Annotated in this window: 13 protein-coding genes; all 13 read left to right on the top strand. The window is 44.9% G+C overall.

Annotation, left to right across the window (positions count from 1 at the left end):
* Positions 1-84 precede the first annotated feature (84 nt).
* The 13 genes from B1K71_RS17730 (at position 85) to glpX (ending at position 17,087) form a co-directional block, all read left to right on the top strand.
* Positions 85-1,272: an acetyl-CoA C-acetyltransferase gene (locus B1K71_RS17730; RefSeq protein WP_077329387.1), complete on the top strand. Its 1,188-nt coding sequence runs from the start codon at positions 85-87 to the stop codon at positions 1,270-1,272.
* A 93-nt stretch (positions 1,273-1,365) separates the two neighbouring features.
* Positions 1,366-2,217 (top strand): 3-hydroxybutyryl-CoA dehydrogenase, encoded by an 852-nt coding sequence (locus tag B1K71_RS17725; RefSeq protein WP_077329386.1) that lies wholly within the window; start codon positions 1,366-1,368, stop codon positions 2,215-2,217.
* A 51-nt stretch (positions 2,218-2,268) separates the two neighbouring features.
* Positions 2,269-3,411, top strand: coding sequence for an acyl-CoA dehydrogenase (locus B1K71_RS17720; RefSeq protein WP_077329385.1), 1,143 nt, complete (start codon positions 2,269-2,271; stop codon positions 3,409-3,411).
* A 12-nt stretch (positions 3,412-3,423) separates the two neighbouring features.
* Positions 3,424-4,563: an acyl-CoA dehydrogenase gene (locus tag B1K71_RS17715; RefSeq protein ID WP_077329384.1), complete on the top strand. Its 1,140-nt coding sequence runs from the start codon at positions 3,424-3,426 to the stop codon at positions 4,561-4,563.
* Positions 4,564-4,795: 232 nt separating this feature from the next.
* Complete coding sequence (meaB, locus tag B1K71_RS17710) at positions 4,796-5,731, top strand: methylmalonyl Co-A mutase-associated GTPase MeaB (protein WP_077329382.1); 936 nt, start codon at positions 4,796-4,798, stop codon at positions 5,729-5,731.
* Positions 5,724-6,392: a TetR/AcrR family transcriptional regulator gene (locus tag B1K71_RS17705; RefSeq protein WP_077329380.1), complete on the top strand. Its 669-nt coding sequence runs from the start codon at positions 5,724-5,726 to the stop codon at positions 6,390-6,392. Before meaB ends, B1K71_RS17705 begins: the two co-directional genes overlap by 8 nt.
* Positions 6,370-9,606 (top strand): fused isobutyryl-CoA mutase/GTPase IcmF, encoded by a 3,237-nt coding sequence (gene icmF, locus B1K71_RS17700; RefSeq protein ID WP_077329379.1) that lies wholly within the window; start codon positions 6,370-6,372, stop codon positions 9,604-9,606. The genes B1K71_RS17705 and icmF overlap by 23 nt, the downstream gene beginning before the upstream one ends.
* A gap of 411 nt (positions 9,607-10,017) precedes the next feature.
* Positions 10,018-10,521 (top strand): DNA-directed RNA polymerase subunit delta, encoded by a 504-nt coding sequence (gene rpoE, locus B1K71_RS17695; RefSeq protein ID WP_077329376.1) that lies wholly within the window; start codon positions 10,018-10,020, stop codon positions 10,519-10,521.
* 246 nt (positions 10,522-10,767) lie between these two features.
* Positions 10,768-12,375: a CTP synthase gene (locus tag B1K71_RS17690; RefSeq protein ID WP_077329375.1), complete on the top strand. Its 1,608-nt coding sequence runs from the start codon at positions 10,768-10,770 to the stop codon at positions 12,373-12,375.
* A 212-nt stretch (positions 12,376-12,587) separates the two neighbouring features.
* Complete coding sequence (locus B1K71_RS17685) at positions 12,588-12,947, top strand: response regulator (protein ID WP_077329373.1); 360 nt, start codon at positions 12,588-12,590, stop codon at positions 12,945-12,947.
* A gap of 346 nt (positions 12,948-13,293) precedes the next feature.
* Positions 13,294-13,935 (top strand): fructose-6-phosphate aldolase, encoded by a 642-nt coding sequence (gene fsa / locus B1K71_RS17680; RefSeq protein WP_077330360.1) that lies wholly within the window; start codon positions 13,294-13,296, stop codon positions 13,933-13,935.
* A 519-nt stretch (positions 13,936-14,454) separates the two neighbouring features.
* Positions 14,455-15,741 carry a UDP-N-acetylglucosamine 1-carboxyvinyltransferase gene (locus B1K71_RS17675; protein ID WP_077329371.1) on the top strand — a complete coding sequence of 429 codons (1,287 nt, stop codon included), beginning with the start codon at positions 14,455-14,457 and terminating at the stop codon, positions 15,739-15,741.
* A gap of 374 nt (positions 15,742-16,115) precedes the next feature.
* Positions 16,116-17,087, top strand: coding sequence for a class II fructose-bisphosphatase (glpX, locus tag B1K71_RS17670; protein WP_077329370.1), 972 nt, complete (start codon positions 16,116-16,118; stop codon positions 17,085-17,087).
* The last annotated feature ends 261 nt before the right edge of the window (positions 17,088-17,348 follow it).

Raw genomic sequence — 17,348 nt, 5'->3', positions numbered from 1 at the left:
CATCTTCTATACCATGATGATAGGTTAAAAGAAAGCGTTCACAATAGGAATCTATAAAACTTGTAAAGAAAGGAAGCTGAAAAAATGCGCAAAACCGTTATTGTATCAGGTGCCAGAACCCCGTTTGGAAAGTTTGGAGGATCGTTAAAATCTTTTACGGCCCCGCAGCTTGGCGGAAAAGCAATCCGTGAAGCGCTGGATCGCGCCGGACTCGAGGAAAAAGAAATCAATGAAGTTATTATGGGAACTGTTTTGCAGGGCGGCCAGGGCCAGATTCCGTCACGTCAGGCAGCACGTATTGCAGGCATTCCATGGGATGTAAAAACTGAAACGATTAACAAGGTCTGTGCATCAGGATTACGAAGTGTGACTCTTGCCGATCAGCTCATTCGAGTTGGCGATGAGGACGTCATTGTCGCTGGCGGAATGGAGAGCATGAGCAATGCACCATACTATTTGCCGGATGCGCGTTGGGGAAACCGTATGGGTGACAAACGCGTTGTCGATATGATGGTCCATGATGGGTTGACATGTTCATTCAACAATGTGCACATGGGAAGCTATGGAAATGGTACTGCCGATGAATTCAATGTGTCCCGGGAGGATCAGGATGAGTGGGCATACCGCAGTCATCAGCGTTCAGTAAAGGCAATCGAGGATGGCAAGTTTGCCGAAGAAATCGTGTCACTGGAAGTTCCGCAGCGTAAAGGTGACCCAATTCTAGTTGATACAGATGAAGCACCAAGGAAAGACACAAGCTTGGAAAAACTCGGCAAATTGCGCCCGGCTTTTGATAAAGATGGTACAATCACTGCCGGAAACGCACCTGGTGTCAATGATGGCGCATGCGCATTTGTCGTAATGTCGGATGAAAAGGCGGAAGCACTTGGTAAAAAACCGATGGCAACAGTACTTGGCCATGCTGAAGTTGCAGTCGATACGAAAGATTTTCCGCAGACACCAGGACTCGTCATCAACAAACTGCTTGAAAAAACAGGCTATGCCAAAGATGATATAGATTTGTTCGAAATCAATGAAGCGTTTGCAGTTGTATCATTGGCCAGCGGAAAAATTGCTGACATTGATCCGGAAAATGTGAATGTCAATGGTGGTGCCGTTGCACTTGGCCATCCAATCGGCGCAAGCGGGGCACGCATCATTTTAACACTTATTCATGAACTGAAACGCCAGGGCGGCGGACTCGGAATTGCAGCCATCTGCAGCGGCGGCGGCCAGGGAGATGCTGTCTTGATTGAAGTTCCGAAGCAGTAATACAGGTGCTGCGGCTGTTGCGGCAGCAACCGGCATTCGATTTTTTGCAATGCTGAAGTTTTAACAACATGGCTAGAAAAAGGAGGAGATACAATGGCAATTGAAAAAGTTATGGTAATCGGCGCCGGACAGATGGGCGCCGGAATTGCCCAAGTATGTGCCCAGTCAGGATTCAACGTTATTTTAAATGATGTCAATGAATCAGCACTGAATAAAGGGATGAAATCAATTGAAAAGCTTCTTACACGAGCGGTTGAAAAGGAGCGTATCAGTGAACAGGACAAAACAGATACAATCAACCGGCTGAAACCATCCACGGAAATAAAGGATGCCGGGTCATGTGATTTGGTTATCGAAGCAATTGTAGAGAACATGGAAGTGAAGACAAAAGTGTTCCGTGATCTTGATGCATTCGCACCGAAACATGCGATTTTAGCAACAAACACTTCGTCACTGCCGATTACAGAAATTGCGGCGTCAACCAATCGGCCGGAACAGGTTATCGGGATGCATTTCATGAACCCGGTTCCTGTTATGAAACTTGTTGAAATCATCCGAGGCATTCAGACAAGTGATGAAACGTATCAGGCAATTGAAGATATGACGAAAAAACTGTCAAAAACGCCGGTGGAAGTAAATGATGCCCCTGGGTTTGCAGCGAATCGTATTTTAATGCCGATGATCAATGAAGCGATTTTTGCATTGCAGGAAGGGGTCGCATCTGTTGAGGACATTGATACGGTTATGAAACTCGGTATGAATCACCCAATGGGCCCGCTGACACTGGCGGACTTCATCGGGCTGGATACATGCTTGTATATCATGGAAGTACTGTACGAAGGATTTGCGGACAGTAAATATCGTCCATGTCCACTGCTCAGAAAATATGTAAAGGCTGGTTGGCTCGGTAAAAAATCCGGCCGCGGTTTTTATCAATACAGCTGATTTATTTGTTCGTTTTAAATCAACAGGAATAACAGAGAGGGGGGCAATTGGATGAACCTTAATTTTACAGAAGAACAGGAAATGATGCGGAAAATGGTTCGGGATTTTGCCCAAAAGGAAGTACAACCGCACATTGAACGAATGGAAAAAGAAGACCGTTTTCCGGAAGAAGTTATCCGTAAGATGGGGGAACTCGGACTGATGGGTATCCCAATCCCGGAAGAATACGGCGGGAGCGGCATGGATTATACATCGTACATTATTGCCATCAATGAACTGGCCAAGGTCAGTGCGACAGTCGGCGTTATTTTATCTGTGCATACATCTGTCGGGACAAATCCGATTTTGTATTTCGGTACAGAGGAACAAAAAAAGCATTACATTCCTAAACTCGCATCCGGGGAGTACCTTGGTGCATTCGCCGTGACAGAACCCGGTGCCGGATCTGACGTGGCAAGCATGAAAACGAGGGCGAAAAAAGACGGGAATTATTATATTTTGAACGGTTCCAAAGTTTTTATTACAAACGGCGGATTTGCTGATACATTTATCACGTTTGCCAGAACCAGCGATGAAGCTGGTTCAAAAGGTGTGAGTGCTTTTATCCTCGAGCGCGATACACCGGGTTTCGAAATCGGCAAGGCGGAACGGAAGATGGGGCTGCATGGTTCCAGCACCGTACAATTGAACTTTGATAATTGCAAAGTACCAAAGAAGCAGCTGCTCGGCAATGAAGGCGACGGATTTAAAATTGCGATGGCTAATTTAAATGTCGGTCGAATCGGGATTGCTGCACAGGCACTCGGAATCGGTGAAGCAGCATTGGAGCATGCAACAGCATATGCGCAAGAACGACAGCAATTCGGGAAATCGATTGCCAAAAACCAGGGAATTTCATTTAAACTGGCAGATATGGCGACAGAAGTCGAAGCTGCGAAACTATTAGTGTATAACGTTGCTTCGCTTGTTGAGCGGGATATTCCGGCAAGCAAAGAGGCATCCATGGCAAAGATGTTCGCATCAAAAACAGCCAGAAAAGCTGCGATTGAGGCCGTACAGGTTTTCGGCGGATATGGCTATACCGAAGATTACCCGGTGGAGCGCCTCTTCCGTGATGCCAAGGTTACCGAGATTTATGAAGGAACGAACGAAATCCAGCATATCGTAATTGCCAAGAATCTTTTGAAAGACTAGGAGGAAGAACAGATGAATTTTCAATTGACCGAAGAACAAGAAATGCTGCGCAAGATGGTCCGTGATTTCGCCAAAAAAGAGGTGGAACCAACTGCGGCAGAACGTGATGAAGAAGAGCGTTTCGACCGGAAAATTTTTGATCAAATGGCTGAACTGGGACTGACAGGAATCCCATGGCCTGAAGAATATGGCGGAATAGGAGCGGATTTTGTCAGCTACGTCATTGCGGTTGAGGAGCTGTCACGTGTATGTGCATCTACTGGTGTAACATTGTCCGCACACCTGTCACTTGCCAGCTGGCCGATTTATAAGTACGGAAACGAAGAGCAGAAGAAGACATTCCTGTACCGCCTGGCTACCGGTGAAGCATTGGGCGCATATGCGCTTTCTGAGCCGGGTTCAGGGAGTGATGCAGCAGGTATGAAAACCATTGCCAAAAAAGACGGTGATGATTACATTCTGAATGGAAGCAAAGTCTGGATCACCAATGGCGGTGTGGCTGACCTTTACATCGTTTTTGCCATGACAAACCCGGAAGCAAGACATAAGGGGATCAGCGCATTTATCGTGGAAAAAGGAACAGAAGGGTTTACATTCGGTAAGAAGGAAAAGAAATTGGGGATCCGTTCATCCCCTACGACGGAATTGATTTTTGAAAACTGCCGTGTGCCAAAAGAAAACATGCTTGGTGAAGAGGGCGAAGGATTTAAAATCGCTATGACAACGCTTGACGGCGGCCGTAATGGTATTGCTGCACAGGCGCTCGGAATCGCCCAAGGTGCACTGGATGCATCAACGGATTATGCGAAAGAACGCGAACAGTTCGGCAAACCGATTGCAGCGAATCAAGGTATTTCGTTTAAGCTTGCTGACATGGCAACAGATGTGGAAGCAGCGCGTCTCTTAACCTATCAGGCTGCATGGCTTGAATCAGAAGGAAAACCATACGGCAAAGCATCCGCAATGTCGAAGCTGTTTGCCGGTGATGCCGCCATGCGCATTACCGTTGAAGCTGTTCAGGTATTCGGCGGATATGGCTACACGAAAGATTATCCGGTTGAACGTTACATGCGCGATGCGAAAATCACGCAGATCTATGAAGGCACAAACGAAATCCAGCGCCTTGTTATTGGCCGGATGCTGACGAAGTAGAAGATCTAATGCGGGAGTGAATAGCGTTTGGCTCAAATTGACGGGCTTTTGGCCCAAGTTGAACTAATTTTGGCCCAAATTTGATCCGAATCGGCTTAAGTTCACAAATATTTGGCTCAAGTTTATAATTTCGACCGTGCGAAATCCAGACCCGGACGGGGAGCACATCCAATCAGGCAAGCAGTTCCAAATACCGGTGAACTACTTTGAAACAGAAAGGATGGTCATGAACATGCACCAGCTTGTTGAACAAATTAAAGAAAAAAATATACGCGCGTTGGCACGTGCCATCACCATGGTGGAAAATGACCATCCTGAGAAGCTCGCTATGCTGAGCGATGTTTTCTCCTTGAAAAAACATGCCCAATATGTCGGCTTAACCGGATCGCCCGGTGCCGGAAAAAGTTCACTCGTTAACCGGCTGATTACACATATTCGGAGTGAAGGAAAAACTGTTGCAGTGGTTGCTGTCGACCCTACAAGCCCGTTCAGCGGCGGTGCACTGCTTGGCGATCGTGTCCGGATGAATGAACACTTTACCGATGAAGGTGTCTACATCCGCAGTATGGCAACGCGCGGCAGTCTTGGCGGTCTTGCCCGGGCGACCAAAGATGCAGTAAGGATTTGCGATGCATATGGGTTTGATGTCGTAATCGTTGAGACAGTCGGTGTCGGTCAGTCAGAGCTGGACATTATGAAAATTGTTGATACGACTGCACTTGTTTTGACGCCGAATAGTGGTGATGTGCTGCAGATTTTTAAAGCGGGCATTATGGAAATTGCCGATTTGTTTGTCATCAACAAAGCAGACCTGCCTGGTTACGGCAAGCTCAAGGCACTATTAAAAGAGCTTGTGATGATGACAGCTAAAGGCGATCAGGAGACCCAGATTGTCAAAACGATTACGACAGAAAACAAAGGCATTGATAAACTGTGGGAAAAAATCAATGCGCATCATGATTTTTTATATCATACAGCTGAAGGAAAAGAACGACGTCAATTTCAGCAGGAGCTGGAAGTTTATGAACTTGTTCGCGAAGAAATATGGCTTGACGTAAAAGAATACATGGAGCAAAACAACACGGACATTACAATTGAGGCAGACAGTGATCCATATCAGCTGGCACAGGAAATTTTTAAAAAATGGAAGGGGGACAAACATGACTGAAAAAAACAAAATCCTTTCTTCTGTAAAAGATGTTAGTCTGGTCGAAAAACGCCGCAGCCAAATGATCAAAGGTGCAATTTCGCTTTTTAAGGAAAAAGGTTTTCACCGGACAACGACACGTGAAATAGCCAAAGAATCCGGGTTCAGCATCGGCACACTTTATGAATATATCCGAACAAAGGAAGATGTGCTTTTTCTTGTTGTGGATGCGATTTATAAGCAAGTCAGACAGCGGCTTGAGGCGGCTATTGACCTGAAGAATCCATCCGTTGACAATCTGGAAAGTGTTATCCGCTCTTATTTTGAATTGATGGATGACATGCAGGAAGAAGTCATTATCCTGTATCAGGAAGTTAAATCGCTGAAAAAGGAAACACGCGACTATGTCCTGCAAAAGGAACGCGACATGGTCGGCATGCTGGAAGAGGTCATTGTTTCATGTGTCCCGCATGACATGGCAAAGCAGGATGTGAAACTTCTGGCGAATAACATATTTATCCAAGGACAAATGTGGGGGTTCAGACGATGGATGCTGCAAAAGCAGTTTACCCTTGATGAGTACATTGAACGCCAGACAGACTATTTAACACAGGCACTGGCAATTGAACGAAAAAATACGAAAGACAGGAGGATGGATGATGGAACAAGTGCAACTGTATAAGCCGGTAAATCCCGTTCGTTTTGTAACGGCATCCAGTTTATATGACGGTCATGATGCATCAATCAATATTATGCGCAGAATTCTCCAGTCGAGCGGAGCGGAAGTGATTCACCTTGGTCATAACCGGTCTGTTGAGGAGGTCGTCTATGCGGCGATTCAGGAGGATGCGCAAGGAATTGCGATTTCATCCTATCAGGGCGGTCATGTGGAATATTTCAAATACATGATTGACCTGCTGAATGAGTTAGGCGCGGAACATATAAAAGTTTACGGCGGTGGCGGGGGTGTCATTATCCCGCGGGAAATAAAAGAATTGCATGATTACGGAGTCTCCAGGATTTTTTCACCGGAAAATGGCCGTGAACTGGGGCTTCAGGGTATGATTAATAAAATGCTTGAGGAATGTGACTTTTTGCCGCCGATTGATTTGAAACAAGATCAGGATAAATTGGCTGCCGGAGAACGACAGGCAATCGCCCGTTTCATTACGTATATGGAAGGCAATCAGAAAGACGATAAAAAACAAACGGTACTGAAAAAATTACAGCAAAAATCCAATCATGCACCGGTGCTCGGGATTACCGGTACTGGCGGTGCGGGTAAAAGTTCCCTCACCGATGAACTGATTCGCCGTTTTATTAACGAAGTACCCGATAAAAAAATTGCGATTATCTCGATTGACCCGACGAAAAAGAAAACCGGCGGCGCATTATTAGGCGACCGTATTCGGATGAACGCTATTTTTACCGACCGTGTATACATGCGTTCACTGGCAACGCGTGATTCAAGGAGCGAATTATCGAAGGCGCTTCATGACATTATTGATGTTGTACGCGCCGCATCCTACGATTTTATTATTGTGGAAACAAGCGGTATCGGTCAGGGTGATGCGGCAATTACCGATGTGACTGACCTGTCCATGTATGTGATGACTGCAGAGTTTGGTGCACCTTCACAGTTGGAAAAAATCGACATGATTGATTTTGCCGACTTTATTGTCATTAATAAATTTGAACAAAAAGGCTCTGAGGATGCGTTAAATCAAGTCCGTAAACAATATGAGCGCAGCCATATGCTTTTCCACGAGGACAAAACGAAATTCCCGGTCTTCGGCACGATTGCCAGCCAGTTTAACGATGCCGGTACGAACGCTTTGTTTGCTGCCATTATCGATACATTGAACGAAAAATATGAATGGAATGCCGATATTGACTTTGAGCGTAACGTAATCGCCCAAAAGGATAATATGATTATTACAAATGAACGCCGGCATTATTTGCGTGAAATTGCCACACATGTCCGCAACTATCACAGCCATGCCGACAAACAGAGTAAAATCGCCCGGAAGCTGTATCAGCTGGAAGGGGCAAAAGAGGTACTTGAAGATGAAAGCGCGAAAGAAGCAATTGATAAATCTATCGGGACATACCAGGAAGACCTTGATCCGAAAGCGAAAAGGCTTCTTGATGGCTGGGATGAAACAAAGGAACGGTACAGTGGTGATAAGCTGACATATAAAGTCCGGGATAAAGAAATCGAAATGGACAATACAACAGAGTCGCTTGCAGGCCTTAAAATTCCTAAAGTGGCATTCCCGAAATTTGCCGACTGGGGTGAACGCCTGAACTGGCTGATGAAGGAAAATGTACCAGGCGTATTTCCGTTTACGGCAGGTGTTTTTCCATTTAAACGAAAAGGTGAAGATCCTACCCGTCAATTTGCCGGTGAAGGAACGCCGGAACGAACCAACCGCCGTTTTCATTATTTATCCAAAAATGAAGACGCCAAACGATTGTCCACCGCGTTTGATTCGGTAACTCTGTATGGAGAAGATCCCGCAGAGCGTCCGGATATTTACGGAAAGATTGGCGAAAGCGGTGTAAGCATTTGTACATTGGACGATATGAAAAAATTGTACAGCGGCTTCGACCTCACTGATCCAAAAACATCGGTCTCCATGACAATCAATGGACCGGCACCGATTATTTTGGCTATGTATTTTAACACCGCCATTGATCAGCAGGTTGCCAAATTCAAGGAAGAGAATAATCGTGGACCGGACAAAGATGAATACGAGACAATCCGGGATGAAACGGTATCGGTCGTTCGCGGTACAGTGCAGGCAGATATTTTGAAAGAAGACCAGGGTCAGAACACCTGTATCTTCTCAACCGAATTTGCGCTTCGCATGATGGGGGATATTCAGCAGTATTTCATTGATAAAGAAGTGCGCAACTACTATTCGGTTTCCATTTCCGGCTACCACATTGCAGAAGCGGGGGCAAATCCGATTACACAGCTTGCCTTTACATTGGCAAATGGCTTCACGTATGTGGAATATTATTTAAGCCGGGGAATGGACGTTAATAAGTTTGCGAAAAACTTATCCTTCTTTTTCTCAAATGGGCTTGATCCGGAATACACGGTTATCGGGCGCGTGGCTCGCCGCATCTGGGCTGTTACGATGCGTGATAAGTACGGTGCGAATGAACGCAGCCAGAAATTGAAATATCATATTCAGACATCCGGACGTTCATTGCATGCACAGGAAATTGATTTTAATGATATTCGCACAACATTGCAGGCATTGATTGCGATTCAGGATAATACAAATTCACTGCACACAAATGCATATGATGAAGCAATTACGACACCAACCGAAGAATCTGTCCGCCGTGCAATGGCGATTCAGATGATTATCAACAAAGAATTCGGTTTGACAAAAAATGAAAACTCCCTGCAAGGTTCGTTTATTGTAGAGGAACTGACAGATCTTGTCGAAGAAGCGGTACTGCAGGAATTTGAAAAAATGAATGACCGCGGCGGTGTGCTTGGTGCAATGGAGCGCCAGTATCAGCGCGGTAAAATTCAGGAAGAATCGCTGTATTATGAAGGGAAAAAACATTCCGGTGAACTGCCGCTCGTCGGCGTCAACACTTACATCAATCCAAATCCGCCGTCAGAGGATCAGATTGATTCAATGGAGCTCGCCCGGGCATCCAAAGAGGAAAAAGAACATCAGATCAGCGAACTGCATAAATTCCAGGATGCAAACAAAGACGAAGTGGAAGAGGCATTAACACGACTGAAAAAAACCGCAGCAACCGGCGGAAATGTTTTCGTCGAATTGATGGAAACTGTAAAAATTGCCAGCCTCGGACAAATCACCAACGCCCTGTACGAAGTCGGCGGACAATACAGAAGGAATATGTAGGTACAAAAGCGAAAGCACCCGTTTAGCGACGTATAAACTGGACTGGACCGTACGAGATAAAGGAAACGTGCCCCTTCATAGGGGTATGCCGACGTTGGTCGCAAAGACCGGTTTTAGTCGGCCTTCCTTAAATTACGATTCGACGTTGACTTATCGTAGGGAGGCTCCAGGAAGTTTACTAGTCGCTGGGTGCTTGAGCTGGATGGTACAAAAGCATAGAATCGTACGACGAATTCAAAAAAGTTGAGAAAACAAGATTTTCTCAACTTTTTTCAGGTTCATACTGGCATATTCGTTTCAGATTTGTTTATAATGTATGGTATGATTTATACTATACAACCATAAAACGAACATTATGTTGCGATGAACAATAACCATCGCCTTAATACATGAAAAAGGGAGTGCGGTAGCATGGGTTTGAAAGATTACAGCCGCGAGGAAATGCAAAGAATGCCAATGATTGAATTGGCACATATCATTTTGACAGATAATAAAAAAGCTGTTCATTACAGTGAATTATATGATCAGGTAGCTGAAATGAAAGGCTTTACTGAGGAACTAAAACAGGACTACCTTTCACAGTTCTATACAGACCTGACCGTGGACGGCCGTTTTATTACAACCGGTTCAGGCATCTGGGGATTGAAACGGTGGTACCCGATTGATCAGGTAGAGGACGGCCCTAAGCCGAAAAAGAAAAAAACGACAAAAAAGAAAAAGGCAACGAAGAAAAAGAAAGAAGAAAAAGTAGAAGAACCGGAAGATCATGATGATGATCTTGAAGTGTTGACCGATAATTTTGAAGACGAAGTCCATGATGACGATCATGATGAAGATTATGACGATTATGATGACGAACATGATGAAGACTATGATGACGAAGATGACGACGATAATGAGGAAAAAAAGAAATAGTTTTCATGAAGGCTGCTTGACTTTTTGATAAGGGATGAGTACAATTTTTATTGGGCTCTTTAATTTCAAAATACAAAGCGTTTCCCCTTCCGTTAGGGGAGCGCTTTTTTTGTTTTATTGGAAAATCAGCTACAAAAACCAAATTCGAAATGGCAGGAATAAGCGGAGATTCCCACAAAATAGTTTTTGACGATTTAATTTCGACTCAAATGAACATATTAACAATAGAAGGAAGAGGGATGAACAGTGACGAAATATATTTTTGTAACCGGGGGCGTTGTCTCCTCATTGGGAAAAGGAATTACGGCAGCATCACTGGGACGCTTATTAAAAAACCGCGGATTAAAAATTACCATTCAGAAATTTGATCCGTATATCAACGTGGATCCGGGTACTATGAGCCCGTATCAGCATGGTGAAGTTTTCGTGACGGAAGACGGCGCGGAAACAGATCTTGACCTTGGCCATTATGAGCGTTTTACGGATATTAACCTGAATAAATACAGCAACATCACAACTGGAAAAGTTTATTCCAGCGTCATCAAAAAGGAACGCCGCGGGGATTATCTTGGCGGGACGGTACAAGTTATCCCGCATATCACAAATGAAATTAAAGAACAGGTCTTCCGCGCCGGACAGGAAACGAAGGCAGATGTTGTCATTACAGAAATCGGCGGGACAGTCGGCGATATCGAATCATTACCATTTTTGGAAGCAATCCGCCAGATTAAAAGTGATATCGGCAGGGACCATGTCATGTACATTCATTGTACACTTGTTCCATATATTAAAGCAGCAGGTGAAATGAAAACAAAGCCGACCCAGCACAGTGTAAAGGAATTGCGTTCACTTGGGATACAGCCCGATGCCATTGTATTGCGGACAGAACTTCCTATCAGCCAGGAAATGAAAGAGAAAATTGCACTTTTCTGCGATATTGATAAAGAAGCGGTTATTGAAATGATCGACGCCGATACATTATATCAGATTCCGGTTTCCTTGCAGGAGCAGCATCTGGATCAGCTGACATGCGACCATTTCGGACTGGAATGCAAAGAGGCGGAAATGGAAGAATGGATGAAGCTAGTCAATAAAGTACGTGGTTTGTCCAAAACAACAACGATTGGGCTTGTAGGTAAATATGTCGAATTGCCGGATGCATATCTTTCAGTTGTTGAATCGCTGAAGCATGCCGGTTATACGTATGATTCCAATGTCGAAGTCAAGTGGATTAATGCTGAGAAACTTAGTGAAGAAAGCATTAAGCATGCACTGGAAGACGTGGACGGCATTTTGGTTCCCGGCGGGTTTGGAGACCGTGGGATTGAAGGGAAAATCGCGGCAATCCGCTATGCCAGAGAGCACAAAGTTCCATACTTCGGAATTTGTCTCGGCATGCAGCTTGCGACTGTCGAATACGCTCGTAATGTCCTCGGATTAGAAGGAGCACATTCTGCGGAAATCGACCCGCACACTCCATATCCAATCATAGATTTGCTTCCTGAGCAGAAAAATATTTCTGATATGGGTGGTACTTTGCGACTTGGTATTTATCCGTGCAAGTTGGTGGAGGGCACAAAAACAAAAGCTGCCTATCAAAATGCGGATATCGTGTATGAACGCCATCGTCACCGTTATGAGTTCAACAATGAATACCGTGAGCAAATGGCGGACAGCGGATTTATCTTTTCCGGAACAAGCCCTGACGGCAGACTGGTTGAAACCATTGAAATTGAAGACCATCCATGGTTTATCGCGTGCCAGTTCCATCCGGAATTCAAGTCACGTCCAACGAACCCGCAAGCACTGTTCGAAGGATTCGTCGGAGCAGCCATTCAACAAAAAGAAATATAGGTAAGGGATAAAGACCTACATGCGGAACGCGCGTTTGCTTCCATATGTAGGTCTTATCGTATAAATACAGTCAAATTACTTATTTCATGTCAAAAATTCGATATGAAAAAGGATATTTTCATTTCATGTAGAATTAGATATAATGTGATAAAAGATAAATTAGGGTAAAAAGTAAAATAATTGCGAAATGGGGATGGGGATGGTTCAAAACAATGACAAGAGAGATTCTGGTCGTAGATGATCAGCCAGGCATCCGCTTGCTTCTGCAGGAGATTTTTACAAATGAAGGCTATCAGGTAACGACTGTACAGACGGGAAAAGAAGCGTTGGATTATCTGTCCAGCAAAGAATTTGATCTGCTTATGCTCGATTATAAACTTCCGATAATTGATGGAATTGAAGTTCTTCGAAAGATGAGCGAGCGTGAAATAACAACACCGGCAATCGTAATGAGCGGACTGCCGGAGGATATCAGCCGTGAAACCGAGCAATTCGGATTGGTGAAAAAGATTCTTGCCAAACCGTTTAATGTTCAGGAAGTATGCGACTACACCAGGAACCTGTTGGGATAATATTCAGCGCAAAACAGCCGATGATTTTATCACCGGCTGTTTTTTTAATGGATTGACCACCTGTATTTGTTCTTGCCACTTCCGGCAGTAGTTGGTATTCTAATACTGTAGTAAAAATATATGGAATCAGGTGAAGTTTTATATGCCCGTGCTTTTCAGGCCGCTATGAAGAGGTATCGGCACAACTGCCGGTACGTTGACGAAAAAAGCTGTCGAACCGCATCTAATTCAGCGTGTTTTCGTCGAAATAAAACGAAATATGGCACGTTAAAATGTGTGCATTCGGTTCATCTGATCGGGCATAATTCATAGGAATAAATAATGCATGAAAGTGGGGTATACAACGATGAAATTTTTTGTTGATACGGCGAACATTGAAGAAATTCGTTCGGCAAATGAACTCGGGATACTGGCCGGCGTGACGACCAACCCAAGCCTGGTGGCAAAGGAAGGTGTTTCGTTTCATGATCGTTTGAAGGAAATCACCAGTGAGGTGGACGGTTCCGTCAGCGCAGAAGTCATTTCCGAAGATGCGGAAGGAATGATTAAGGAAGGCAAGGAGCTTGCTGCAATCGCACCAAATATCACTGTCAAGGTTCCAATGACGCTGGAAGGATTAAAAGCGGTTAAAGCGTTCAGTGATCTGAATATTAAAACGAACGTGACCTTGATTTTTAATGCAAATCAGGCTCTGCTTGCAGCGCGAGCAGGTGCATCATATGTTTCACCGTTCCTCGGCAGACTTGATGATATCGGTCATGATGGAATGGATCTGATTGCAACGATTTCACAAATCTTTGACCGTCATGGCATCGAAACGGAAATTATTGCTGCATCAATCAGACATCCACTCCATGTGATTGATGCTGCAGCAAATGGAGCGAATATTGCAACAATTCCATACAAGGTACTCGGACAGCTTGTCAAACATCCACTAACAGATCAAGGTATCGAAAAATTCCTTGCAGATTGGAATAAGCAAAAATAAAAGCGGAAGCGCCCGTTTAGCAACGTATATCGTGAAACTTCATTCAGTGGTGTTTTTCCCACTGAATGTTAGTTGAACAAATCGGGCTTGAACTGGCAGTTTCCCCACGATTTTCAGTGGGGATTACTGCCAGTCAAACTGCGACAAACTGCGCCCTGCCATTTAGTGTGGGTCGGCGTTGCCGCGCAAAGCGGCGGTTTTAGCCGATCTTCCTTCAACAATGGGATAAAGGAAACACGCCCCTTCATAGGGGTGTGCCGACGTTGGCCGCAAAGGCCGGTTTTAGTCGGCCTTCCTTAAAATCCGAACCGATGTTGACTTATCGTAGTGGAGGAGTGTGAAGTTTGCTAGTTGCTGGGCGCTGGAGCTGGCCACGGCTCACCCTGTTTTTTAAAAAAATAAGTACATGAAAATGGAAAATTTGTGCAAACTATGACTGAATATGGATGGAAATGAATGGCAGTGCAATGTCAGCCTGCATCAGTAAGTCCTGTAACATACAAAGTGGGGTGCTCCTAATTGCAAAAAATGTTAGTTGAAGGCGGTCATTTGTTAAATGGAAAGGTTCGGATCAACGGTGCTAAAAACAGTGCAGTTGCATTGCTGCCTGCTGCACTTTTAGCTGATTCTGAGGTAGCGATTGAAGGTCTTCCGGAAATTTCGGATATCTATACATTGGGCGGTCTGCTGGAAGAAATAGGCGGCCGTGTTACCTGGGACGGGCAAACAGCTTACATTGATCCAACTAACGTTGTGTCGATGCCGTTGCCAAATGGAAAAGTCAAAAAACTGCGGGCATCCTATTATTTTATGGGTGCAATGCTGGGCAAATTTAAACAGGCTGTCATTGGCCTGCCTGGTGGATGTCATCTTGGTCCGCGCCCGATTGATCAGCATATCAAAGGGTTTGAGGCGCTTGGGGCGGAAGTGACCAATGAACAGGGTGCGATTTATCTTCGTGCAAAAGAATTGACCGGCGCGCGGATTTACTTAGACGTTGTCAGTGTTGGCGCAACTATCAATATTATGCTGGCCGCTGTTAAAGCAAAAGGAAAAACCATCATAGAAAATGCAGCAAAAGAACCTGAAATCATTGACGTAGCCACATTGTTAACGAATATGGGTGCGAAGATCAAGGGTGTGGGAACGGATGTCATCCGCATTGAAGGGGTTTCGTCCTTGAATGGATGCCGTCATACCATCATCCCGGATAGAATTGAAGCGGGAACCTATGCCATTGCCGCGGCTGCACAGGGCAATGAAGTTATCATTGATAACGTAATTTCACAGCATCTGGAATCCGTATTGGCAAAGTTGCGCGAAATGGGTGTGACGATAGAAGAAAGTGATGAGCAGCTTTTGGTTGCCCCGAAAAATCCGCTCAAAAGTGTTGATATTAAAACATTGGTCTACCCGGGATTCCCGACTGATCTGCAGCAGCCGTTCACAACACTTTTAACCAAGGCAGTCAACACCGGCGTCATTACCGATACAATTTACGCAGCAAGATTAAAACATATTGATGAATTACGCCGAATGAATGCTATAATAAAAGTGGAGGGTGGATCTGCCATTGTATCCGGGCCTGTTCAGCTCCAGGGTGCAAAGGTGAAAGCAACCGACTTGCGTGCAGGTGCATCACTTGTCATTGCCGGATTGATGGCCAATGGCATTACTGAAATAACCGGCCTCGAACACATTGACCGCGGGTATGAAAAGCTTACAGATAAATTACTTGCCCTTGGTGCAAATGTTTGGCGCGAGGAAATGACCGAGCAGGAAGTCCAGCAGTTTCAAAACTCCTGAAGCCGGCTGGTTATGGATGGGTATTAGATATAAAAAGGCTGGGACATAATAAAAACGTGTAATTCAAAAGGAAAAAATTGGGAATTTAGCGGAGGGAATATACGGAGACTCCAGCGGGAGGAAAGGCATAGGTGAGACCCCGCAGTGCGTAAGCACGAGGAGGCTCAGCAGCCGCCCGCGGTAAAGAAGACACTGCGAAAGCTTGCTTGAGCAGATGTCGCACTTATGCTGGCAGTGAAAGCGAAGTATATTTCCGGAGCGGTTATTCGCTCCATTTTCCAATGTCTCAGCCGCAACGCTTTTTTCATTCTCTAAAGGAGATTCAAAATATCTTCGTGGGATGAGGGTATTTTGTTTTAAAGGAGAGGAATGACATGGAAAGAAGTTTAACAATGGAAATCGTACGCGTTACCGAAGCAGCAGCCCTTAAATCAGCTCGCTGGATGGGGCGGGGAAAAAAAGAAGAAGCAGATGATGCAGCAACCTCCGCTATGCGTGACGTATTCGATACGATACCGATGAAAGGACGAGTCGTCATCGGTGAAGGTGAAATGGATGAAGCGCCAATGCTTTACATAGGCGAAGAACTTGGTACTGGTTCCGGTCCTAGTGTGGATGTGGCAGTAGACCCGCTTGAAGGAACAAACATCGTTGCCCAGGGTACATGGAATGCGCTGGCAGTTATCGCGATTGCCGATCATAAAAAATTGTTGCATGCACCAGATATGTACATGAAAAAAATTGCAGTAGGACCGGAAGCGGTAGGCAAAGTTGATATTAACGCTTCCACAGCCGACAACCTGAAAGCTGTTGCGGAAGCGAAAAACAAAGCAGTGGAAGACCTTGTTGTTATCGTATTGGACCGCCCCCGCCACAAAGAATTGATCGAAGAAATCCGTGTAGCGGGAGCCCGTATCAAACTGATTCCGGACGGTGACGTTGCAGCGGCAATGAACACCGCATTTGATGATACAGGCGTCGACCTCCTCTTAGGTATTGGCGGCGCACCGGAAGGCGTACTTGGTGCAGTTGCACTGAAATGCCTTGGCGGTGAAATGCAGGGTAAACTGATTCCATCAAATGATGAAGAGCGCGAACGATGCAAAGATATGGGTATTCCGGATACAGAAAAAGTTCTGTATATGGATGATTTTTGCGGCGGCGATGATGCCATATTTGCAGCAACCGGTGTAACAGACGGCGAATTACTGCAAGGTGTTCAGTTTAAAGGCGCAAATAATGCAACTACCCAGACAGTCGTCATGCGTGCTAAAAGCGGAACAGTCCGCTTTATTGATGGAAAACACAGCCTGGAGAAAAAACCAAACCTCGTAATCAAACCATAAATATAAGTGCAGGGAAGCCATTGAACGGGCTTCCCTCTCTATTATTTTTTCAAATGGAGTTGAAACTTGCCAGGTTAAAGGGTATTATGGTAGATGTTTAATACTAGTATAGTTTGGATATTATAGTTGTAATGTGTACAAACTTCTATTCTAGCTCCCAGTAATTCTTCATTTCATATAAAACTGACCATCATAAGGAAAATTTTAATGAAAGCATATCTGAACAAATAATCAAATTGTAAAAATGAATAGGCGTGGTGA

Source organism: Virgibacillus siamensis (assembly GCF_900162695.1).
Taxonomy (GTDB): Bacteria; Bacillota; Bacilli; order Bacillales; family Amphibacillaceae; genus Lentibacillus; species Lentibacillus siamensis_A.
This window is presented reverse-complemented; position numbering and strand designations above follow the sequence as displayed.

Excerpts from the sequence above, each read along its gene's own strand:
- B1K71_RS17730 (WP_077329387.1), top strand. The coding sequence starts at position 85 with ATGCGCAAAACCGTTATTGTATCAGGTGCCAGAACCCCGTTTGGAAAG.
- B1K71_RS17725 (WP_077329386.1), top strand. The coding sequence starts at position 1,366 with ATGGCAATTGAAAAAGTTATGGTAATCGGCGCCGGACAGATGGGCGCC.
- B1K71_RS17720 (WP_077329385.1), top strand. The coding sequence starts at position 2,269 with ATGAACCTTAATTTTACAGAAGAACAGGAAATGATGCGGAAAATGGTT.
- B1K71_RS17715 (WP_077329384.1), top strand. The coding sequence starts at position 3,424 with ATGAATTTTCAATTGACCGAAGAACAAGAAATGCTGCGCAAGATGGTC.
- meaB (WP_077329382.1), top strand. The coding sequence starts at position 4,796 with ATGCACCAGCTTGTTGAACAAATTAAAGAAAAAAATATACGCGCGTTG.
- B1K71_RS17705 (WP_077329380.1), top strand. The coding sequence starts at position 5,724 with ATGACTGAAAAAAACAAAATCCTTTCTTCTGTAAAAGATGTTAGTCTG.
- icmF (WP_077329379.1), top strand. The coding sequence starts at position 6,370 with ATGGAACAAGTGCAACTGTATAAGCCGGTAAATCCCGTTCGTTTTGTA.
- rpoE (WP_077329376.1), top strand. The coding sequence starts at position 10,018 with ATGGGTTTGAAAGATTACAGCCGCGAGGAAATGCAAAGAATGCCAATG.
- B1K71_RS17685 (WP_077329373.1), top strand. The coding sequence starts at position 12,588 with ATGACAAGAGAGATTCTGGTCGTAGATGATCAGCCAGGCATCCGCTTG.
- fsa (WP_077330360.1), top strand. The coding sequence starts at position 13,294 with ATGAAATTTTTTGTTGATACGGCGAACATTGAAGAAATTCGTTCGGCA.
- glpX (WP_077329370.1), top strand. The coding sequence starts at position 16,116 with ATGGAAAGAAGTTTAACAATGGAAATCGTACGCGTTACCGAAGCAGCA.